Annotated in this window: 17 protein-coding genes; 13 read left to right on the top strand and 4 right to left on the bottom strand. The window is 36.4% G+C overall.

Annotation, left to right across the window (positions count from 1 at the left end; all coding sequences use genetic code 11):
- The first annotated feature begins 140 nt into the window (after window positions 1-140).
- Together LZQ00_RS18240 and LZQ00_RS18235 are read left to right on the top strand one after the other, a co-directional pair.
- Window positions 141-1,640: a catalase gene (locus tag LZQ00_RS18240; RefSeq protein ID WP_234510686.1), complete on the top strand. Its 1,500-nt coding sequence runs from the start codon at window positions 141-143 to the stop codon at window positions 1,638-1,640.
- Between the two features lie 247 nt (window positions 1,641-1,887).
- Complete coding sequence (locus LZQ00_RS18235) at window positions 1,888-3,060, top strand: trans-sulfuration enzyme family protein (protein ID WP_234510685.1); 1,173 nt, start codon at window positions 1,888-1,890, stop codon at window positions 3,058-3,060.
- Window positions 3,061-3,181: 121 nt separating this feature from the next.
- Here the strand turns inward: LZQ00_RS18235 and tpx are convergent, their stop codons facing one another.
- Window positions 3,182-3,682, bottom strand: coding sequence for a thiol peroxidase (gene tpx / locus LZQ00_RS18230; protein WP_234510684.1), 501 nt, complete (start codon window positions 3,680-3,682; stop codon window positions 3,182-3,184).
- 185 nt (window positions 3,683-3,867) lie between these two features.
- Here tpx and LZQ00_RS18225 point away from each other — a divergent pair, with 185 nt between their 5' ends.
- The 3 genes from LZQ00_RS18225 (at window position 3,868) to LZQ00_RS18215 (ending at window position 7,081) form a co-directional block, all read left to right on the top strand.
- The gene (locus LZQ00_RS18225; RefSeq protein WP_234510683.1) at window positions 3,868-5,085 is read left to right on the top strand and encodes an OmpP1/FadL family transporter; all 1,218 of its coding nucleotides are present in this window, start codon (window positions 3,868-3,870) and stop codon (window positions 5,083-5,085) included.
- A 26-nt stretch (window positions 5,086-5,111) separates the two neighbouring features.
- Window positions 5,112-6,404, top strand: a complete 1,293-nt coding sequence (locus tag LZQ00_RS18220) for an SGNH/GDSL hydrolase family protein (protein WP_234510682.1) — start codon at window positions 5,112-5,114, stop codon at window positions 6,402-6,404.
- Window positions 6,405-6,664: 260 nt separating this feature from the next.
- Window positions 6,665-7,081, top strand: coding sequence for an OsmC family protein (locus tag LZQ00_RS18215; protein ID WP_234510681.1), 417 nt, complete (start codon window positions 6,665-6,667; stop codon window positions 7,079-7,081).
- A 207-nt stretch (window positions 7,082-7,288) separates the two neighbouring features.
- Here LZQ00_RS18215 and LZQ00_RS18210 read toward each other — a convergent pair whose 3' ends face one another.
- Entirely contained in the window at window positions 7,289-9,661 is a 2,373-nt protein-coding gene (locus LZQ00_RS18210) for an outer membrane beta-barrel family protein (protein ID WP_234510680.1), read from the bottom strand.
- 115 nt (window positions 9,662-9,776) lie between these two features.
- Here LZQ00_RS18210 and LZQ00_RS18205 point away from each other — a divergent pair, with 115 nt between their 5' ends.
- Together LZQ00_RS18205 and LZQ00_RS18200 are read left to right on the top strand one after the other, a co-directional pair.
- Entirely contained in the window at window positions 9,777-11,120 is a 1,344-nt protein-coding gene (locus tag LZQ00_RS18205) for a sensor histidine kinase (protein WP_234510679.1), read from the top strand.
- On the top strand, window positions 11,095-11,772 hold the full coding sequence (locus tag LZQ00_RS18200) for a response regulator transcription factor (protein ID WP_234510678.1): 678 nt from the start codon (window positions 11,095-11,097) through the stop codon (window positions 11,770-11,772). The genes LZQ00_RS18205 and LZQ00_RS18200 overlap by 26 nt, the downstream gene beginning before the upstream one ends.
- A 70-nt stretch (window positions 11,773-11,842) precedes the next feature.
- Here the strand turns inward: LZQ00_RS18200 and LZQ00_RS18195 are convergent, their stop codons facing one another.
- The gene (locus tag LZQ00_RS18195; protein ID WP_234510677.1) at window positions 11,843-12,898 is read right to left on the bottom strand and encodes a DUF2157 domain-containing protein; all 1,056 of its coding nucleotides are present in this window, start codon (window positions 12,896-12,898) and stop codon (window positions 11,843-11,845) included.
- Window positions 12,899-13,062: 164 nt separating this feature from the next.
- Between LZQ00_RS18195 and uvrA the strand changes: the two genes are divergently transcribed.
- From uvrA to LZQ00_RS18170, 5 genes are all read left to right on the top strand, one after another.
- Complete coding sequence (uvrA, locus tag LZQ00_RS18190) at window positions 13,063-15,900, top strand: excinuclease ABC subunit UvrA (protein ID WP_234510676.1); 2,838 nt, start codon at window positions 13,063-13,065, stop codon at window positions 15,898-15,900.
- Between the two features lie 262 nt (window positions 15,901-16,162).
- Window positions 16,163-18,043 carry a DNA mismatch repair endonuclease MutL gene (gene mutL / locus LZQ00_RS18185; RefSeq protein WP_234510675.1) on the top strand — a complete coding sequence of 627 codons (1,881 nt, stop codon included), beginning with the start codon at window positions 16,163-16,165 and terminating at the stop codon, window positions 18,041-18,043.
- 9 nt (window positions 18,044-18,052) lie between these two features.
- Window positions 18,053-18,775 carry a rhomboid family intramembrane serine protease gene (locus LZQ00_RS18180; RefSeq protein ID WP_234510674.1) on the top strand — a complete coding sequence of 241 codons (723 nt, stop codon included), beginning with the start codon at window positions 18,053-18,055 and terminating at the stop codon, window positions 18,773-18,775.
- A gap of 14 nt (window positions 18,776-18,789) precedes the next feature.
- The gene (locus LZQ00_RS18175; RefSeq protein ID WP_234510673.1) at window positions 18,790-19,671 is read left to right on the top strand and encodes a rhomboid family intramembrane serine protease; all 882 of its coding nucleotides are present in this window, start codon (window positions 18,790-18,792) and stop codon (window positions 19,669-19,671) included.
- Window positions 19,664-20,776, top strand: coding sequence for an endonuclease/exonuclease/phosphatase family protein (locus tag LZQ00_RS18170; protein WP_234510672.1), 1,113 nt, complete (start codon window positions 19,664-19,666; stop codon window positions 20,774-20,776). Before LZQ00_RS18175 ends, LZQ00_RS18170 begins: the two co-directional genes overlap by 8 nt.
- A 3-nt stretch (window positions 20,777-20,779) precedes the next feature.
- On the opposite strand, the gene LZQ00_RS18165 is transcribed toward LZQ00_RS18170, so the two are convergent.
- Window positions 20,780-22,387 carry a S41 family peptidase gene (locus tag LZQ00_RS18165; RefSeq protein WP_234510671.1) on the bottom strand — a complete coding sequence of 536 codons (1,608 nt, stop codon included), beginning with the start codon at window positions 22,385-22,387 and terminating at the stop codon, window positions 20,780-20,782.
- Window positions 22,388-22,539: 152 nt separating this feature from the next.
- Here LZQ00_RS18165 and LZQ00_RS18160 point away from each other — a divergent pair, with 152 nt between their 5' ends.
- Window positions 22,540-23,109, top strand: coding sequence for a hypothetical protein (locus tag LZQ00_RS18160; protein ID WP_234510670.1), 570 nt, complete (start codon window positions 22,540-22,542; stop codon window positions 23,107-23,109).
- Window positions 23,110-23,173: the final 64 nt, after the last annotated feature.

Below are 23,173 nucleotides of genomic sequence, written 5' to 3'. Positions count from 1 at the left end.
TCAATCAATTGATTATATTTATAAATACAACAACAAGTGATAATCAAGATCTATATCTCATCAAAATTATCAATGAGATAATAACATGATTTTCAGTTAAATTTGTTCTAAAGCAAAAGAGAATTAACACCAATATGAACATGGAAGATAACAAGAACAAAAAAATTACGACTGCGTCGGGAGCTCCAGTTGTAAACTACCAAGACAGCATGACAGTTGGTCCAAGAGGTCCAGTCTTATTGCAAGATTATTTTCTACATGAAAAATTAGCACATTTTAATAGAGAGCGAATTCCAGAACGTATTGTACACGCGAAAGGATCTGGTGCTTATGGTACTTTTACAGTCACTAATGATATTTCTAAGTATACCAGAGCAAAATTATTTAATGGAATTGGTAAACAAACAAAACTATTTATCCGTTTTTCAACAGTAGGTGGAGAAAAGGGTTCTGCAGATTCTGAAAGAGATCCACGTGGTTTTGCCGTTAAATTCTACACTGAAGATGGCAATTATGATTTAGTAGGGAATAACACACCTGTTTTCTTCATCAAGGATGCGAAGAAATTCCCCGATTTTATTCATACACAAAAAAGAGATCCGTATACAAACTGCAAATCGGCTACCATGGTATGGGATTTCTGGTCTTTAAATCCAGAATCGCTACATCAGGTCACGACATTGATGTCCGATCGGGGTACTCCTTTTGGATACCGTCATATGCATGGTTACGGAAGTCATACCTATTCCATGATCAATGTCAATAACGAACGTGTTTATATTAAATATCATTTCAGAACACAACAAGGTATCAAAAACTTGACTGGCGCTGAAGCAGATGAAATGCGGTCAAAAGATATGGACTACGCACAACGTGATCTCCATACAGCGATTGAAAATGGTGATTTTCCAAAATGGAAATTATATATTCAAGTGATGACCGAATCGGAAACCAAAACTTTCCGTTGGAATCCTTTTGACTTAACAAAGGTATGGTCTCAAAAAGAATATCCATTAATTGAAGTCGGTGTGATGGAGCTAAATCAAAACCCGAATAACTATTTCGCACATGTTGAACAAGTTGCTTTCGCTCCGGCACACATTGTAGATGGTATCGGGTTCTCTCCTGATAAAATGTTGCAAGGACGTATTTTGTCCTACCCAGATGCACAACGTTATCGTTTAGGTGGGAATTATGAGCAAATTCCCGTTAATCAATGTCCATTTATGACGAATAATTATCAACGTGATGGCCAAATGACCGTCAATGGTAACCAAGGTTCTGAACCTAATTATTTTCCAAATAGTTTTGATGGAAATTATGAAGATCAATCGTATAAAGAACCAGCGCTACAATTGGACAGTTTAGTTGCCGATAATTATGATCGCAATGCTCCTGGAGAAGATGATCACTATACACAACCAGGTGATCTATATCGTTTATTGGACGCCGAACAGAAACAACATTTAATCGAAAATATTGCAGGAGCCATGTCAGGGATTGAGGGACCAAAGAAAATGGAAATCATCAATCGTCAATTGTGTCACTGGTTTAGAGCAGATATTAATTTAGGAATAGGCGTAGCAAAAGGTCTTGGTCTCGATATGGAGGAGCTAAGTAAACATATGCCGCAACGATAAGGATTATATTTTTTACAATTTATGTAACAAGCTCTGTATCTTACGATATGGAGCTTGTTTTATTTTATGAATACCATAGCTTCCCAACTTATTGTTTACACATAGCTATCCTCAATCGATTTATTATATATTCTTCCTATAAAATCTTCTTTAGCTGTTTGAAGTATACATAATCGTCAAAATAATGATCAAAAAAATCAAAATTTATTAAACTAGCAAACAAACATTTACGTAAATTTGGCCTATCATGAACAAAGATCAATCTAAAATTATACGCGAACAAGCCGATCGTTCTGCAACACGTGAGCATTCCGTTCCTTTATACTTAACTTCCAGTTTTATTTTTGATAGTGCTGAGCAAGGAAGAGCCATTTTTGCTGAAGAAGAGCAAGGGATGGTATATTCAAGATATGCCAATCCAAATACTTCCGAACTGATCAATAAAGTATGTATCCTAGAAGAGGCTGAAGCTGGTTTATCATTCTCTTCGGGTATGGCAGCTGTCTTTGCATCTTTTGCAGGTATTATTGAAAGCGGCGATCATATCGTTTCTTCACGTGCTATTTTTGGGTCGACACATCAATTATTTACACAGTTATTTCCTCGTTGGGGAGTAACCACTACTTATGTTGATGCTGTTAATCCTGAAGAGTGGGAAAAAGCCATCCAACCGAATACAAAAATTATCTTCCTTGAATCACCATCCAATCCAGGATTAGAATTAGTGGATTTAGAATGGTTAGGTTCTCTGAAAAAGAAATATCCGAATATCATACTCGCAATCGATAATTGCTTCGCAACACCTTACCTACAAAAACCATTAAGATATGGATTTGACTTATCCATCCATTCTGCAACCAAATATATGGATGGGCAAGGTCGTGTATTAGGAGGATTAGTTGTAGGTAAAAAAGACTTGATTGATAAATTAATGTTTTTCATTCGCCATACTGGCCCTTCTCTATCACCATTCAATGCTTGGGTTATTTCCAAAAGCCTAGACACTTTAGGTTTACGTATGGATAGACATTGTAGCAATGCATTAGCACTTGCAGAGGTATTGGAAAAGCATGCTGAAATCGAAGATGTTAAATACCCTTTTCTACCTTCTCATCCGCAATACGAATTAGCGAAAAAACAAATGAAAGCTGGAGGTGGTATCGTCACTTTTATTGTAAAAGGTGGACAAGAAAGAGCATTTCGATTCTTGGATGAGTTGAATATGATTTTGTACACTTCTAACTTAGGAGATGCACGTTCTATCGCTACTCATCCAGGGTCAACGACACATTCTAAATTATCAGAAGCAGAACGAGTGAATCTGGGTATTCAACCAGGAAGCATTCGACTTTCGGTGGGTCTTGAAGATCAAGAAGATATTATTCAAGATATTCTGCAAGCCTTAGAAAAAACAAAATAAATTTACAGAGACGATGCTACAAAAGTTAGATACAACTTTTATAGCATTCCTGAATATACACAAAAAACAAAAGCCAGTTCAAAATTTTGAGCTGGCTTTTGTTTTATGAAAGCTAATCCTATTATTTCAAAGAAGCTAAAGCCGCTTCATAATTTGGTTCTTCTGTTGTTTCTGCGACTTGTTCTTCATAAAGAACTTGTCCATTTTCATTTAGAGTAATGACAACACGGCTTAGTAATCCAGCCAAAGGACCATCTGCGAATCTCAACTGATAAGCATCAGAAAAATTAGTATCCTTATACTCAGATAACGTCACCACATTATTCAATCCTTCTGCTGCACAAAAACGTCCTTGTGCAAATGGTAAATCTTTAGAAATACAAAGTACTACTGTATTTTCCAAGTCTGCAGCTGATTTATTAAAAGCACGAACAGATGCCGCACATGTCCCTGTATCCACGCTTGGGAAAATATTTAAAACAACTTTTTTTCCTTTATAATCTGTCAATGATTTATCAGACAGATCTCCTGCTGTTAATTTAAAATCGGGAGCTGCACTACCTATAGCAGGTAAATTTCCTACTGTTTTTACAGATCCGCCTTTGAATGTTACTGTTGCCATAATTATTTTTTTTAGCAATTTAATGATTTCATTCTAATCTTACCACAAAAATTACAATTATTAGTGTCAATATTTACGAAATAAATATTTATCAATAAATGCCAAAAAAATATCAATAAATAACAAAAAATTACTATGTTAGCATTATAAACTCAAACACAATATATAAACCAAATTACATGTATATGAAGAAGTTATTAATTGCGTTGCTTTGTGCATCCCCTTCATTACTTTTTGCACAGGGGTCCCAAGTCAACCTTCAGAGTCCTAAATCTGTGGGTATGGGTGGTGCAGGTTCTGCCTACTTTACAGATGAATCTTCGATATTTTATAATCCAGGGGCACTTGCAAAAATGGATCATAATGCGATTTCTGTTGCCGCAAATGCGGTCATGTATAGATCAGCTTTTCAAGCTACTGGAAGTTCAGTAGTCAACCATACGAAAAGTCAAGTAACACCTCCGTTTTCACTTTTTGCAACCGTAGGTCCTAAAAACTCATGGTGGAAAGCGGGTATAGGCGTATACACTCCTTATGGGGGCGCTGTTGATTGGGGGACAGAGTGGACGGGTAAATTCAGTCTAGTGAGCTTAGCATTACGTGCTATTTATATACAACCAACGTTAAGTTTCAAACTAACTGATAATTTCAGTATCGGTGGTGGATTTGTTTATAACATCGGATCTGTCGATCTTCAAAGCGCTATTCCTGTTTATTTCCAAGATGGATCTACGGGATTGGCAGAGTTGAAAGGAACAGGTACTGGTACTGGATATAATGTAGGTGCTCATTATAACTTAACGGATGAATTTGCTATTTCCATGAGTTATCGCTCAAAAGTTATTACGAAACTGAAAGATGGGGATGCTAAATTCACTGTCCCTGAAGCTGCTCAAGGAACATTTCCTGCAGACAGTAAATTTAGTGCCGAGTTACCGTTACCATCCACTTTCGCTGTAGGAGTAACTTTCCCAATTAGTGAAAAGGTGAAAATGGCCGTAGATGGAACTGTCATCAATTACGATATCTATAAAGAATTGAATTTCGACTACAGCGGCGCCAATACCCCAGATACACATTCACCAAAAAACTATAAAAAAGCAGGTTCTATTAAAGCAGGTATTGAATATCTTGCATGTGAAAAACTACAATTACGTGTAGGGGGCGGATACATAGCAACTCCTGTTAGTAAAGATTATGTTTATCCTGAAACTCCAGATAACAACCGTTTCTTGGTGTCAGGAGGTTTTACCTATAATATGTCTGAGAAATTTGACTTGACAGGATCTTTTGCCTATCAAAGAATACTTCCCCGTGAAGCGAATAACGTAGAAACTCATTTATCAGGAACATATGTTACGAATATTTACGCTCCAGGAATTGCGTTAAGTTACAAATTTTAAGCATTTATAACTAAAATGTTATCATCATGAAAAGAAATAAACTATATATAGGAGTTGCAATTGCTATACTCAGTATTACGGCATGTAAACCGACTCTAGATGAATTTACGCCATCTGCGGGTACAAAGGCAGACTTTAGCAAGTATATTGCTATCGGAAACTCTCTTTCAGCAGGATATGCAGACGGAGGGCTATATTTAGAAGGCCAAAAAGTCGCTTTCCCATTATTAATTGCTCAACAACTTCAAAAAGTTGGAGGAGGTGAATTTAAATCTCCTTTTTTTAGTGAAGAACAAGCAAATGGATCTGGATATATTCGTCTAAAAGCATTGGTTAATGGTCAACCAGTAACAGAACAGGTAACGGATAAATTAGCTTATCGTTCCCCTTCTCCAAAACTATTGACAAAATACACCGATCCCATCAACAATTTAGGCGTACCAGGTATGCGCATGGACATGGCTTTTGCACCAGGCATTGGTACAGCTGCTGGAAACATGTATTTTGAGCGTCTGTTACCAGAAGGAACATCCCCATCGATGAACTATTTCACGTATTCAACTGCTCAAAATCATACTTTTTTCACATTTTCGTTAGGAAATAATGATGTTTTGGGGTATGCGACAAATGGTGCTGTTACAGAAGGTCCAACAACAACATTAACAGCTCTTCCTTTATTCTCAGCACTGCTTAACAATTATGTAACAGCTTTGACTGCTAAAGGTCAAAAAGGAGTATTAGCAACGATTCCTGATGTAACTTCTGTTCCTTATTTTACCACAGTAACACGTGCAGTACTATTAGCAGTAGTTAACGCTGCTAGCACGACAAAGGTGACCGATATTTATATCGCAACTAAAACAGGCCCTCGAGCAGCAACTGATAAGGACTTCTTTGTATTACCTTTTTCATCAGCAGGATTGTTAGGGGTACCAAATGCCAATCACATTCCTTATGGTTTACATCCTTTAAATCCTGTTGCAGATAAATATGTTTTAGATATAACAGAAGCAGCAGAGGTAGTGGCGCGTGTGAATCAATTCAATGCCGCAATCCGAAGTACAGCCACAGCAAAAGGGCTAGCTCTTGCTGATGTGAATGCATTTCTAACAGCCGTTAAAAATGGTATTAAGATCGATGGTTTAGCTGTAAGTGCTAAGTATATTACAGGAAATGGTTTTTCATTAGACGGTATACACTTAACGCCTATTGGAAATGCGTTGATGGCCAATGTATTTATTGAAGCCATAAACAAAACATATACAGCACAAGTTCCAAGATTAAATATTGCTGATTTTAGAGGTGTAAAGCTTCCTTAAGCTTAGAAAATAAAGAATTTATAAGGGGATAGTCATTGATGGCTATCCTCTTTTTTGTTATTAATTTCCATTCTTGTGCATGATCTTCTCCTAAACTCTTCCAGTGATGCTACCTATTTTTTGTACAATACAACTTTTAAAGATTTTTCATCCAAAAATAACCTTCCATAAAACTTAATAACTATTACTATCCTGTGTGCTCAAGCGTTTTATTTAACGATAGTCATTTCGTACATTTGCTTATACAAGGAAATGCAATCATGAAAGTAACATTAAGTCGCCAAAATAAAGCTGTACATTTTGAAGCAGCCAGTGAAACATCCAATGTAAAAGTAAATATCGACGGTTCCGAAGCTATTGGGGGTGAAGGAAAAGGTGTGCGTCCGATGGAATTGGTATTGATGGCTTTGGGCTCTTGTAGTGTATTTGATCTCTATAGCATTTTGGCCAAACAAAGACAACAAGTTGATGATATTCAAGTCGAAGTCGAAGGAAAACGCCGTGAAGAAATTCCAAATATTTTCACCGATATCCACATTAGTTTTTACTTAAAAGGAGACATTGATGAAATTAAAGCACAAAAAGCAGCAGAATTAGCGGTAAAGAAATACTGTTCCGTACATGATATGCTTGCTGCAGGAGGTGTTCAAATTACCTATTCATTGAAGATCAATTAATTTTTTGATCAACTTCTCTTAAAAGGAATCTCTTAATTTTTGCTAGACCAAAAGTTGATAAAAAAGTAATATACTTTAAAAAGGCTGAATGAATAATCGTTTACAACAGTTATTCATTCAGCCTTTCTTCATAACGCAATATTCCGAAAATAACCTGCTGACCTATTAAATCGAAAATCTGCTCCGTCAATGCCTTCAGACAAACAACTACAAGCGTCCTTGTTCTTCTGTTCGAGCGGGTTGATTACTACTCTTGATTTTTTGATTCCCAAAATGATAACGTAGTGTCAGATTTACCTTTCGCGTATCTCGATAATCTTTATAGTAATTATTTTGATCAGCATATAAAGACGAAACCTTAATCTGCTCTGTTTTAAAAATATCCATGAAAGAGAGATTGACTTCTAACCGTTTATGCAAGAACTTCCGATTGGTCATCAGGTAAGTACTGGAATAACCCGTAATCTTAAAGGGCCCCTGTATTGTCGGAGAAGTAAAGGTATTTCCGATTTCCAGATTCCATCCTGAATTTTTATCCAAGGTATATGTGGAACTGATATTACCATTCCCGATCCACACCTTATTTTTGTGTAACTGATCAGCTTGATCTTGATAATAATTCTCATTATACATCGCTTCTAATTGTGTATTTAAACTCCATGTCTTTGTAAATTGAAAACTCTTACTGAGATCGAGTCCTGCTCCCTGTCCTTTCTTGATATTGGTATAATGATACATCAACTGATGACTGCTATTATCCTGAATGGAAATTTCCATCGAAGGCCATTTTTCATAACGATAAAATAAATCCACATTCCAAGCATTTTTTGTGAGCGTAAGATTGAGGTTATGAATAATGGTCGCACGTAGTCGAGGATCCCCCTGAAAATAAGCAAAGAGATTGTAATATGATTTGGCAGGATTCAACCAAGAGTAGGCTGGCCTACTGATACGTTTACCATAAGAAAATCCCCATTGATATTCTTTTTCCGTATTATATTGCGCATAAAATGTAGGAAACAATGCCCAATAGTTTTGATGGTTCTGATCTGCAGGCTCAGTAACGACACCATTAAGAACCGTATTTTCAGTACGTAAACCCGCCTTCCAGCTCCATTTCTTCCATTTATAACTCATCGATGTATATACTGCGAAATTCTGTTCATCATAATCAAAAACATTACTTTTATCTGGACGTTCTTGCACACTCCCTGATACATCATCCGAAAATAATAACGTACTTTTCGTTGTCACATCACTGAATTTTCCCCCAAACTCAACCGCTAAATCCTTAATATTTGCGGTAAAATCTAGCTGTGTAGAGAATAATTGATTTTTATTATCATTATTACTGATAAAACGTGTGCTCGTAGGCTCCTGGTCTTTAAACTTCAAATCAGTCAACACATCCTGATTATTACCTTTTCGACTTGTGGTAAAATAAGACGACCAATTTACACTCCAATTGGGATTTATTTTTTTATTAACCTGTAAATACAGATTGTTGATCTTATTGGATTCCAAATGATCATTCTTGGTTAAATATGAGGACTCTGGCACATGTGCTTTATCGTAGATTACAGTTGGCACTTCATATAATCCTGTAGATTTAGGGCCATAGTATCCATTCAATCCCATGTTGATACTCCAAGTCGTATCAGGCGTATATTCCATTGAAAACACATAACTATTTTGATTCTTGTTTTCATCGATACGTGTCATCGTACTTTCCCAAGATGCTTGTTCATTGGGATAATAGACAAAGTCTGTTCCATAACGCGCATACGTCCCTCGACCGTAATTATAGGTTCCTCGAAAGTTGAATTTTTCATTTTTATAATATTGGGTCAATCCAAATAGCTGTTTACCATAATTACTTTGCTCAGCCAATGCTAAAAGAACACCACGATAACCGTAAAGTTGCGATTTGAGGAGTTTGATATTAATGATTGTACTTCCCTCAGCCTCATATTTTGCTGGTGGATTAGTAATCACTTCAATGGATTGCACATCAGATCCAGTGGTATTTTCTAATAAGGTTTTCAACTCATCTCCTGTTAACATAACTTTTCTTTCATTGATCAAGACCACAATTTTTTGATTACCCCGAACAGAGATGGTGCTCCCGTTTACCATCACCATAGGTGTTCGCTTTAAGATATCCCAGCTGTTCAACGATGATAAATTGCTGTTTTGCACATTAAATTCTAAGCGGTCGACCTTACGAATAACCTTTGGGCGTGCACCCGTTACTTGGGCTTCTTCAAGTGTAGTCGCATTTGGAACCAACGCGATTGACCATATCGCTTGTACAGTATCTCCTCGAAAGTAGATCTCTTTACTTTGATAGTTCAAATGTGATAGGGTCAAGTAATATCGGCTATTATTCTTGATAGAAAGATCAAACCTACCGGTTACACTGGCTTTGGATTCTTGAACAGGTTGATAAGCACTGTCCAATAAAACGATTGTTGCATCGGCCAATGGAACTCCAGCTTGTGTGAATACCATACCTGATAATTGCTTAACTTGTGCTTGTGCAAGAAATGGTACTAATAAAAGACCTAATAAATACTTCATGCGATTTCTATATTGATAGCACAAAAGTGCGTCAAGCACATGGAACCCATGGTTAATGAAAGGTTAATGAAGGGTTAAAGCATCATTTCTTCAAAATCTGCAAGTATATTTGTATATGGAATTAAAGCCTAGAAATTATATTTTTATTGCACTCTTTCTTGTTCTTATAGGAATTCAAGCTTATTTATTATTGAATTCTTTTCAGTTGAAGAAGCGTGAAATCTATTCCTTAACAAAAGAAAAATTAGGAAAGATCGATGACCATGATGCTCTTTTTGATAACGATTTACTCAATAATCAGGATGCCACAGCCTACTATATTGAACTGGCGCAAGGAAAAATCATCGCTCAAGATCTTAAAAAGATCTATGAAGAAAAAGCAAAAAGATCCGAACAAGTACTCACCCACTATGTGGATAGTCTTTTTGCTCCATTCGGTTATCAGGTGAAGCTACAAAAAGTCATCCTGCGGATCGATTATAAAAATTTAAATAAAACGCTCATTGATACACCCATAATTGTCTACAAAACAACAGGAGTTATCCAACAGCCAATAGAACTATCTTCAAGCACATGGACTACCGCTAAAACCGTTAATCAGTTAACCAAGGAAAAAAGTGTTGAACTGAACAAAGAAGAAAACATGGACAGCTTTCTTGTCCTCCGAAAATCAACGTTTGAGGTTGTCAATCTAAATTGGATTGTCTTTAAGGAACTTATTTTTCTTCTATTGAATACGTTCTTCATTTTACTAGCTTTATTGTTCCTGTTTTATAAGACCTATCAAAATTTACAAAAACAACAAAAGCAAATTATTGTACTACATGATATCGTAGATAATATCTCACATGAATTAAAAACACCAATTGCGACATTAAAAATTGCTTCTAAAACAATGCGAAAACTTCCTGATGTCGCTATTATCGATGTTTTTGACCGTCAGATTGATCGATTGGAGCAAACCTTGCACCCTTTAATGGAAGGAGAAGAAATGGCTGTAAATAAAGCGATAACCAGCTCGAAAGTGAACGCCATTTTATCCGATTTCCAACTTACCCATACCAATATTCAGTTTAACGTAAGCACATCACTGAAAGAAGCGATTCCCATCAATGATGCTGATTTTACAACAGTGCTTTTAAACTTACTGGATAATAGTATAAAATATGGTGGTACCCAACTGGATATCGTACTGGGGCTTCGAAATAACCTATTTACGCTTCAGGTTAGCGATAATGGTTTAGGAATAGATCAAGCCGAAATTCCTTATATTTTTGAAAAATTTTATCGGATACAAAAAGATAATATTCATAACAGCAAAGGACTAGGACTAGGACTTTATCTCGTCAAAAAGATTGTTGATCATTATCGAGGACAGATACACATCGACAGTAAACTTAACCAGGGAACCACTTTTACGATTACATTACCCAATGAATACGAAACTTTTGTTGGTTGAAGATGATTCCGATTTCGGATTTATGCTACAGCATTATCTACAACTTTCTGGATATGATGTCAACTGGATTAAAAACCCAATGGAAATTGTTGGTTTTGAAAGTAACCTCCTACCCTATGATTTGTTGATTATAGATGTCATGTTACCCATTAAAAGTGGCTTCACCTTAGCACAAGAAATCAATCAAGTTTTTCCAAAACTGCCTTTTATCTTTTTAACCGCTAAAGAACAAAAAATAGATAAATTGACTGGACTGAAAATAGGTGCTGATGATTATATCACCAAACCCTGTGACCCTGAAGAGCTGGTCTTGCGGATTCAAAATATCTTAAAGAGGAACAAAAAGCAAGACCCAACAGCACATATAGCAGTAGGAAGTTATCAGTTCTATCCCGAGCGACTAATTTTAAGTCATGCTTTGGAGCAAATCAAACTCACAGAAAGAGAAGCGCAGCTGTTGTTATTTCTCAGTGAACGAAATGGATTATTGGTGACCAGAGAGGAAATATTGGAACAGGTATGGGGAACCAATGATTTCTTTAATGGACGAAGCATGGATGTTTTCATTACTAGGCTTCGTAAATACCTCAAGCATGATCCAAAACTACAAATTATCTCTTCCCGAGGAGTCGGATTTACGATTCAGTTTTAATCCATTCAAAAAGCTGAATCGTAGATATTAGTGTCTTTCAGATTCTGTATTATCCTATTCTAAATACTGGCTACCCACCTCTTCTTTCTTCTCTTTTCTGCCATAATTGTTCTGCCCAACGCCCTACGAACCAAAATGAAATCGCCAGAATAAGAAAGAAGATCGCTCGGTTGATATTATCCCAAAGATATTCGACATAACGAGTATAGACATTCAGCACAAAAAACACAAAGCCAATTTCTCGCGTAGTGTTATCTTTCATTTTCAATCCATAAATGACCAACCCAGCAGACACTCCTGTTGATAATAATCCCCAGTAAAATATATGAAGCTGCCGTACCAATGTCCATTCATAGAAATCCGAATAATTCCCAAAAATAGAAAGCGCCCATAATGAGATCATCAAATACAATAAACCAATCAAATAACTCAACGGTTGAAATTCCATCAATTTCTTAAAACGAGGTTGTACAAAAACAGCTATTAATGTCAATAAGAATCCAAAAATGGTAAAACGAAGTGGATAGTTCATTCCCCAGAATTTAAAACCCCAATCGCTATGATAAGCTGTTTCCGTTGCAAACCAAATACCTAAAGCGATCAGCATAAAAATCCAAATCAGTTTTGACTGTAACCGATGCGCGAGATAGCCATAGATGAGTACAGACAATAAGAATAGCAAAGAATAATGCATACTATCTTTATCCAATACCTTCCCTAAAAACCCAATACAAGCCGCTGTAGCAAACACGCCAATCAACATCATGGTTTCGATAGAGAGATTTTTGTTTGGAAATTTTGTTTTGTAACGAAACCCCAAGGTGTAAAATAAAACCGCTAATGCCGCGAAGAACAAACAAAATAAGATATTAGGTGCTTCATAGAGTGTATCGACAAATTTGAGAAAGGTCGTATCTGTCATCAACGAAAAGACAGCAAAAACTAAAGAAGCCAAAGCAATCCAAAAGGCATACCTGGCTAAACGCTTCCAATCGAAACTTTTCACATCAATCGCATCAATCATAGCATGAGCAGTCGATTCATCGATAATTTTTTCCTGCTGCCAAAATTGTATCGCTTCTTCTAATGATTCCTTTTCTTGTTTACTAACGTCTAATTTCTTCATAAATACAATGTCAGCAAAGTACAAATTATACTTTTCATTTCCAGTATACATTTGCACTCTTATGACAATTATATCAACAGCATCACAACTAAAATTCATTAAAAATCAGTAATTTTGCATGTTTTGCAGAAATTCATCTGCGTTAGGAAGAATACAACGGTTACATGACAAAGAAAATCACACCTGATTTAGGTGAACAAAGTGAAGTTCAAGTATTTGGAGCACGTGTCCACAACCTCAAAAATATTGATATTTCTTTTCCCAGAAACGAATTGGTCGTCATTACAGGCTTAAGTGGCAGTGGTAAATCATCATTAGCATTTGACACGATATATGCGGAAGGACAAAGACGCTATATGGAGACATTTAGTGCCTATAGCCGTCAGTTTTTAGGAGGCATGGAACGCCCTGATGTCGATAAGATCTCTGGATTGAGCCCTGTTATTTCTATCGAGCAGAAAACCACCAGTAAGAATCCCCGCTCTACAGTAGGTACCATTACTGAGGTGTATGATTTTATGCGCTTATTATTTGCACGTGCCAGTGAAGCTTTTTCCTATGTTACTGGAAATCGCATGCAACGCATGTCTGATGATCAGATCGTTGACCGCATTTTGACAGATTTTGACGGACAGGCACTTCATATTTTAGCTCCTGTTATCAAAGGTCGTAAAGGTCACTATCGCGAATTATTTGAACAGATTCGCAAACAAGGTTATGTAAAAGTGCGTGTAGATGGAGAAATCCTCGATATAACACCGAAAATGCAGGTCGATCGTTATAAAATCCATGATATTGAGATTGTTGTCGATCGTCTAAAAATAACTGCAGATGATAAAAAACGTTTGCAGACTTCCATTGTACAAGCCATGAAGACGGCAAAAGGAATCATCAAAGTCGCCAACCAAGAAAATCAAGAACAATTCTTCAGCCGCTATTTGATGGATGCCGAATCTGGTATTTCTTATGATGAACCGCAACCCAATACCTTCTCCTTTAATTCCCCTTATGGTGCTTGTCCAAAATGTGATGGTTTAGGTTATATTTTCGAAATTGATAAAAATACTGTTATACCAGACCGTAAATTAAGTATTTTGAAAGGTGGTTTAGCTCCTTTAGGGCCTGCTAAGGAAACTTGGAATTTTCAAGTATTGAAAGCTGTTTCGAAAAAACTTGATTTCTCTTTGAGTACTCCTTTGGAAAAACTAACAGAAGAGCAGATTGACATCCTACTTTTTGGATCCGAAGAACCCATTTCAGTATCCGTTTCCTATGGTACCTATGAATCGAGAGAATACCGAATTGAATTTGATGGTATTTTTAAAATGTTAGAAGACCAATCTGGTAAATCAAGTGATGATATGGCTTCTTTAGATGATTTTCGTTCGAAGATTGTTTGCCCAACCTGTACAGGCGCTCGATTAAAAAAAGAATCCCTACATTTTAAATTTGGAGGTAAAAACATTTATGAACTTGCGCGTATGGATATTAAATCCCTATACGAATGGTTTTCAAATGTAAACGCAACGTTAGATGAACGTCAACAGATCATCGCTACCGAAATATTAAAAGAAATACAGTCACGCTTAGGATTTCTATTGGATGTTGGGCTGAATTACCTGACTATCGATCGTTCTTCAAAAAGCCTTTCTGGAGGAGAAGCGCAACGTATTCGATTGGCAACACAAATAGGTTCACAACTGGTCAATGTCTTATACATCTTAGATGAACCCAGTATTGGTCTTCATCAACGCGATAATGAGCGATTGATCAACTCTCTAAAAAACTTACGCGACATTGGGAATTCTGTTTTGGTTGTCGAGCACGATAAAGACATGATCTTAAATGCCGACTACGTAATCGATATGGGACCAGCTGCAGGTGTCAATGGCGGTGAAGTCGTTGCAGAAGGAACACCAAAAGATATCTTAAAATCGAATTCTTTAACGGCAGCTTACTTAAATGGTAAGAAAGCAGTACCCACACCAGAGGTAAGAAGATCAGGAAACGGAAAGACATTATCACTCAAAGGAGCTACTGGAAATAATTTAAAAAATGTTTCTGTTGACTTTCCACTAGGAAAATTGATTTCAGTTTCTGGTGTTTCAGGTTCTGGAAAATCCAGTTTAATCACAGGAACATTGTATCCAATTCTGAATAAATATTTTTTCCGGGCAAAAGCAACACCCCTTCCCTTCAAAAGTATTGAAGGGTTAGAGCATATTGATAAGGTGATCGAGATCGACCAAAGTCCAATCGGTCGTACCCCTCGATCCAATCCTTCTACTTATACAGGTGTATTTTCAGATATCAGAACCTTGTTCGTACAATTGCCAGAAGCAAAAATCAGAGGATATAAGCCAGGGCGATTCTCATTCAATGTCAAAGGAGGACGTTGTGAAACCTGTCAGGGCGGAGGAATGAAAGTTGTCGAGATGAACTTTCTCCCAGACGTACAAGTTCCTTGCGAAACGTGTCATGGCAAACGCTATAATAGAGAGACCTTAGAAGTTCGATTTAGAAGCAAATCCATTTCTGATGTGCTGGATATGAGTGTGGATGAAGCTGTTGTTTTCTTTGAAAACATCCCAGCCATCTACCGTAAAATAAAGACATTGCAAGATGTTGGATTAGGTTATATCACATTAGGGCAATCATCGACAACACTGTCAGGAGGTGAAGCACAACGGATTAAACTAGCCACCGAATTATCGAAAAAGGATACCGGGAATACGTTTTACATTTTAGACGAACCCACAACAGGTTTACACTTTGAAGATGTACATGTTCTCATGGATGTGATCAATCGATTAGTCGACCGAGGAAATACAATCTTAATTATTGAGCACAACTTAGATGTCATTAAATGTGCAGATTGGGTGATTGATATCGGTCCAGAGGGTGGAAAAGAAGGTGGAAAAATATTATTTTCAGGAACACCAGAAGATCTGATCAAAAATAAAGAAAGTGAAACTGCTCGTTTCTTAAAAATAGAAATGTAGGGTTGGTAGCAAGCAAGTATAGCGTACCGAGATCGTGATCAAGCGGAAAGATTTGTTTTCAACACATGAACAAATCTTTCCGCTTTTTGCAATACTAAATTAGTTTGAACCTAGTCGTATTCTCTATCATCAATAGCGATCTTATTTTGTTTAGCTATCCAAAATCAAAATAAAAGTAAGAAGTTCAAATCACTGTAATTTTATACCATAAGTTTCTAACGGATTAAAATCATTCCTCATTAATTTCGTAACTTCGCCGTATATGTCGGATATTATTCAATTGCTACCAGATAATGTTGCTAATCAAATTGCAGCGGGGGAAGTCGTACAAAGACCAGCTTCTGCAATCAAAGAATTGATTGAAAATGCTATTGATGCTGGGGCTGACAAGATACAATTGATCATCAGAGATGCTGGAAAATCATTAATTCAAGTGATTGATAATGGTTGTGGAATGAGCGTAACAGATGCACGTCTTTGTTTTGAACGACATGCTACGTCCAAAATTCGTAAAGCAGAAGACTTGTATGCCATTCGCACAATGGGATTTCGTGGAGAAGCGATGGCTTCTATCGCCGCCATTGCACATGTAGAATTAAAGACACGTCGCATTGAAGATGAGTTGGGGACTGTCGTCGAGATAGAAGGTTCTAAAATCATCCATCAATCGCCAGAAGCAGTAGCTGCTGGCACCAATATTTCTATAAAAAATCTCTTTTACAATATACCTGCACGCCGTAACTTTTTAAAAAGTAACTCGGTCGAGATGCGTCATATTATTGAAGAATTTCAACGAATCGCATTAGCGAATCCTGAAATCTTTTTGACCTTACATAGCGACGGCAATGAAATGTTTCATTTACCTGCAGAGACATTGAAACAACGTATTGTCCACCTTTTTGGCAACACCTACAATCAGCGTCTCGTACCTGTAGAAGAAGACACTTCAATCATTAACGTACATGGATTTGTTGGAAAACCTCAATTTGCAAAGAAAACACGTGGTGAGCAATTTTTCTTTGTTAACAAACGGTTTATCAGAGATCATTATTTGAATCATGCAGTTATGAATGCCTTTGAGGATATTCTTGCTGCAGAAACATTTCCATTGTATGTGCTCTTCATCGATATCGATCCTTCCAAAATCGATATCAATGTACATCCAACCAAAACGGAAATCAAATATGAAGATGAAAAAGCAATTTATGCTATCATTCGATCTGCAGTTAAAAGATCATTAGGTCGTTATAACATCGCTCCATCACTTGATTTTGAGCAGGAAACAGGCTTTTCTAATATGATTACGCCAAAACCATTGGACGAAATCATTGTACCAACAGTAAGTTTTAATCCTGATTTCAATCCGTTTGAACCTGATCAAGCGACGAAAAACACGTTTTCACGGTCGGATAATTATATGGCAGGTTTTGAAAGAAAATCCGCTATTCCTCAAAACTGGGATACCTTATATCAGATTACAGAACAAGATGAATCCTTGCAATTGCCGCTGATCAAACATGAACAACAAGATGAGCCCGTTCGTCAGATACAAGGGGTAAATAGCCAAGCAACAACGAAGCAGTTTTTTCAAATTCACAATCGCTTTATTATTTCCCAGATTCACTCTGGGGTGATGCTGATCGACCAACAAGCAGCACACGAACGCATCTTATTTGAACAATTTAAATTACAACTTGATCAACATAAAGGATTAAGTCAGCAGAGTTTATTTCCACAAAGCATTGATTTAAGCTCTGCAGACAATGAATTGATGCAAGATCTTTTAGAAGATATTCAAAGTTTAGGATTTCAAATTCGATCATTTGGCAAAAACAGCTATATCATCGATGGTGTTCCTGCAGACTTAGGGACAGGGATTGATGAACGAAAAATTATTGAACAGATATTAGAAGATTATAAAAATAATCAAACGGAGTTCAAGATAGAAAAGCGAGAGAATTTAGCTAAAAGCTTAGCCCGTAATGCTGCCATTAAACCTGGCACACCGTTAGACAACAATGCAATCGCTGAACTAATCGATCAACTTTTTGCTTGCGAATCTCCAAATGTTTCTATATTTGGTAAACCCATATTAATCACAATAACTTTACAAGAACTTTTAGAAAAGTTTGGTAAAAACTAAGATAACTTTATGAATAGCGCTAATCCTTTATCAAACTTAACTACAGTAACGAAAAACTTATTGATAATCAATATTGTTTGTTTTGTAGGTTCGATGATATTTACAAACTCAACAAGACTTTTTGGAGTGTTCTATCCTGATTCTCCATTTTTCAAAATTTGGCAGGTCATCACCTATATGTTTATGCATGGAGGAATCACGCACATATTTTTCAATATGTTTTCTTTAGTGATGTTTGGTCCTATCGTTGAACAAGTATTGGGTGCTAAGCGTTTTCTGAATTTCTATTTATTAACTGGAATTGGAGCATTAGTTCTTCAATTTGGTGTTCAGGCATTTGAAGTATATCAAATAGCAGGAACAATACATCCAGGCAGCAGTTTGCAATTCGATATGATTGCTGGAACGGTTTCTACAAATAACCCAAGTATATCGCAATCCGGATTTGATACACTTGTTTCCATTTATAATACACCTTTAGTCGGTGCCTCGGGTGCTATTTTTGGATTATTGTTAGCTTTTGCTTATCTATTCCCTAATTTAAAATTAGCCTTATTATTTATTCCTGTTCCTATAAAAGCTAAATATTTTATTCCAATCATGATCCTGATTGAAATATATTTAGGGTTCTCAAACTCCGGAGATTCAGTTGCGCACTTAGCACATGTGGGGGGGGCTTTGTTTGGTTATCTATTGTTGAAAGCTTGGGGTATTAAAAAAGGAATATATTAATTATCTTTATAACCATGGGGGAAAATTCGTTCAAAAGCTTTATTAGGACAACCTTCGGTTCTGACTCACCTATTCCATATATTATCAGTGGACAGGTAGCGCTATTTGTCCTAATTTATGTCTTTGATCTCTTATTTGAACTCAAAATCATCGAGATTCCTCTTTTTGCATTAACAATTGAAAAACTAAGTTTACCAACGAGCTTTCAAGCTTTCATCCAACAACCTTGGTCTTTGGTCACTTACAATTTCTTGTATACAGGACTTTTCAATATTGCATTTGATTGTTTGTGGTTATATTGGCTAGGCATTATCTTTTTCAATTTCCTGAACAAAAGGCAATTCCTATTCATTTACATCATTTCAGGAATTATTTCGGCACTCATTTTTTTAATTTTTTCGAATCTAGCTGTTTTCCAAAAAGCACAAAATCCAGATTTATATACAGGATCTTGCACCTTAGCTGCAGTTCTAGCCGCGACGGCAACCTTAGTTCCCAAATATGAACTCCGATTATTACTATTTGGAAATGTCAAGTTAAAAACCATTGCAATTATTTATTTTGCCATACAGTTTTTATTCTTCATCTTAACAAATAGGCCTGCTGCTATTGCTTACTTTTGTAGCGTCTTGTTTGGTATGGGTTATATTTATGCCTTACAATCAGGTATGGACTGGTCTAAGATTTTCACCAAGAGAAAAAAAGGACCAGTAAAAATGAAAGTCGTTGTGGGACGTGGCGCGCATCCATCACAACCTCATCGTTATGATTTACCCAACCAGGATCAGATCGATCAGATATTGGATAAAATATCCTTATCGGGTTATGACAGTTTAAATTCCCATGAAAAGGAAGTTCTTTTCAAAGCAAGTAATAACAATAAAATAGATGGTTAGGCGCACATTCTTAAAAAAAAGATTGGGTTATTTAAGTAAGACTGTTTTCCTGTTCAACGTTCTTGCTATTGTAGCCTTATTGATTAGTTATTCTGCATCCTTCATTAATCCGAAAACATTCTGGCCCATTGCATTTTTTGGATTAGGCTATTTACCCATTCTGATCATCAACATTGGATTTATTGCTTATTGGCTATTGCGAAAACCTAAAATAGCGACCTTTTCACTTTTTGCAATTCTTATTGGTTGGTCCTTGTTAACCAAACACTGGAACTACCATTCATCGACTTCGATGACGACAAAATCAAAAGAGCAGATACGTGTATTGAGTTTTAATGCCCATTTATTTAAGGATATAAATGATTCCAAGAAAAACTTTAAAGATGAAGCCTTAAAAATATTGGATAGCATCCAACCAGATATTGTCTGTTTTCAAGAATATTATAGCAGAATAAAAGGCAAATATGTGATTTCGAATGAATTCAAAAACAAGCTTGGCTATAACTATCATTATTTTGCTGAAAGTGCCAAAAATGATTATGAAGCTTATGGTATGACCATTTTCTCAAAGTATCCCATTGTAAATTCGGGGAATATCCTGGATAACGATTATGGGATAAACCGCATCTCTTATGCTGATATACAGAAAAATGACAGCACAATTCGCGTGTATAATGTCCACCTGAGATCATTTGCACTTCAAAATGAAGATAAAGAATTCATTCAAAATCCGTCAAGCAAAATCGAGTCAGACGATCATGCTAGTCGTCGCGTAGGCAGAAAGTTAAAGAATGCATTTGAATTTAGAAGCGAGCAAGCAAGTTCTTTGAAAAAACATATGAATGCCTGTACTATACCTTATATTGTCATGGGAGATTTTAATGACACTCCAATGAGTTATTCAGTGAATCTCGTGAGTAAAGGACTTCATAACGCTTTTAAGGAAAAAGGTACAGGTTGGGGCGTTACACATTATGAAATGTTACCCATCTTTCAAATTGATTACATTTTTGCAAGTACCAATTTTGAAATATTAAGCTATCATATCATCAAGAAGAAATTATCTGATCACTACCCCATCTGGAGTGATTTAAGATTAAACTAGTCATTAATGCATCAGCATTGGAACTCCCAATGAATGGAAAGCTCCAGCAATAAAATGATCTCTCCTATTCTTAATTTTAAAATAAGCCTCTCTTCCAAAATAATAACGACCGACTAATGCTTCTATATCGGACTGGATGATTTCATGTAAGCGACTTGCCTCACCTTTGTTAACAGTGATTCCCTTTTTAAGTAAAAAAGAAATAAAGGCATTAAACTCTGCCTCAGGTAAGTGATAGCCACTTAAAAAATTCTCAATAGAATAAGCAGGTAGTTTCCTCGTAAAACGATCATATACAAACTCTTCTATACTATTGGAGTGATATATTTCTCTATATTTTGAACTCACTTCATTGGAATCAATAGGAATCACGACATCCGGTTGAATACCTCCTCCACCGAAGAGCATCTTCCCTTTACTTGTTGTATACATTTCATGTGTACTGAACTCGGTATCCAATGTCCAAAGGTCAAAAGTGGTCATGTATTTGGACTGATCATAATTTGCTCGTGTGTATTTACGTTGAATACATCGACCCAAAGGCGTATAATAACGTGCTACGGTTAAGTTTACGGCAGAACCGTCGGCAAAATCAAATTGTTCTTGAACTAAACCTTTTCCATAAGATCGACGACCGACAATAGTCCCTCGATCCAAATCCTGCAAAGCTCCAGTGACAATTTCACTCGCAGAAGCCGTCTCTTCATTGATCAACACAATGATTCGTCCCTCATTAAAGTCACCAGCCTCTTCTGAAAAATAATCCCTCCGCAATTCGTTCACTCCTTCTGTATACATCAACAAGCGCTTCTCTTTGAAGAACGCACTTGCGAGATCAATCGCAGCATGCAGGTATCCACCTCCATTGCCTCTAAGATCAAGAATCAGATCCTGTGCTCCTGCCTTTTTCAAATCACGCAACCTAACCTTGAAATCTTCTGCTGTCTGATGGCCAAAACGTCTGATTTTGACATACGCTATTTTTGGAGCAATCATATAAGAGGCATCTAGCGTACTCACTTTGACTTGATCGCGAACCACTTTTAAGGCTGTGGTTAAGATCTCCTTATTTCTTTTGATAATAATCTCAACGGTAGACCCCTTTTTACCACGGATTAATCTTTCTACATCCTTTTCCTTTACTTTTATTCCCGCAATATTCTGATTTGCAATTTTAATCAACCGATCACCGATCTTCATTCCTGATTTTTCCGCAGGTCCCCCTGCAATCATCCCGACCACAAAAAGAGTATCATTGAGATTAAAGTATTCGACACCTATCCCTTCAAAAGTGCCTTCTAACGCTTCCGTTTGTGCTAAGCGTTCATTGGGTTTTAGAAAAGTTGAAAAAGGATCTAATCGCGTAATAATATGCTGAATAGCTTCATCTTGAATGGTATCCAGATTCACTTTATCGACATAATTATCAGCAATCAGGTTAATTAAATATTGAACTTTTTCGGAATTCCCAGTCAATCCTCCAGTCAGTAAAGAGGTTGGTTGGTTGTTTCCTTGTTCATCGGCATACTTCTGCCCCAACAACAAGCCTAGGAGTAAAACTCCAGCATATGTTGCCGCCACAAAAATATTCCGTTTTATACTTCCTTGCATATGAAAAGATGCCTCAAAAATAGTAAGTTTTCTCCTTAAAACCACAATAAAAAATTGTGATTTTTTACGTAAAACAAAAGTTCCAAAAACTGGTTAATCTGTTAAAATTTTCTCAACTTTGAATTTACTTAATAAACAAATAATCTGCCAAAATGCACGAGATTGAACCTTTTTACAATTGGAGATATGATTATATTGCAGCTGAGGATGAGCAATCTCCGTTCTATGCGACAGTATATAATGAGTTTGAATACGACAAACAAATCTATAATTTCCTATTACACCCACAATGGGATGATTTTGGATCCCACACCTTATACCTGAAAGTCTTATTTGTAGACTATGACAAGCATTATGGTATCATTGAGTTTATCGGAGAATGGAATGATGCTATTGACAACGATATCATGATCCTGAAACGAGAATTGATCGATTTAATGATTGCAGCAGGCATCAATTATTTTATTTTAATTGGAGAGAATGTACTTAATTTCCATGCTTCTGATGATACTTACTACGAGGAATGGTTTCAGGATATTGAAGATGGTTGGATTGCTGCCATCAATTTCAGACCCCATGTTGTGGAGGAATTTATTCAAAATAATATTGACTATTACATCAATTTTGGAGGCAATCTCAATAATTTTCCTTGGCGTACCTTAAAACCTTTACAAATTTTTCATCATATCCATGAACAGTTAACAAAACGATTAAACGCATAGTCAGATTTGAAAAAATTATGACATCAAATTTAACTAAGCGTTTACCATGGGATGGCTGTTCTCT

Origin of the sequence: Sphingobacterium sp. SRCM116780 (genome assembly GCF_021442025.1) — a bacterium.
Lineage (GTDB): Bacteria > Bacteroidota > Bacteroidia > Sphingobacteriales > Sphingobacteriaceae > Sphingobacterium.
This window is presented reverse-complemented; position numbering and strand designations above follow the sequence as displayed.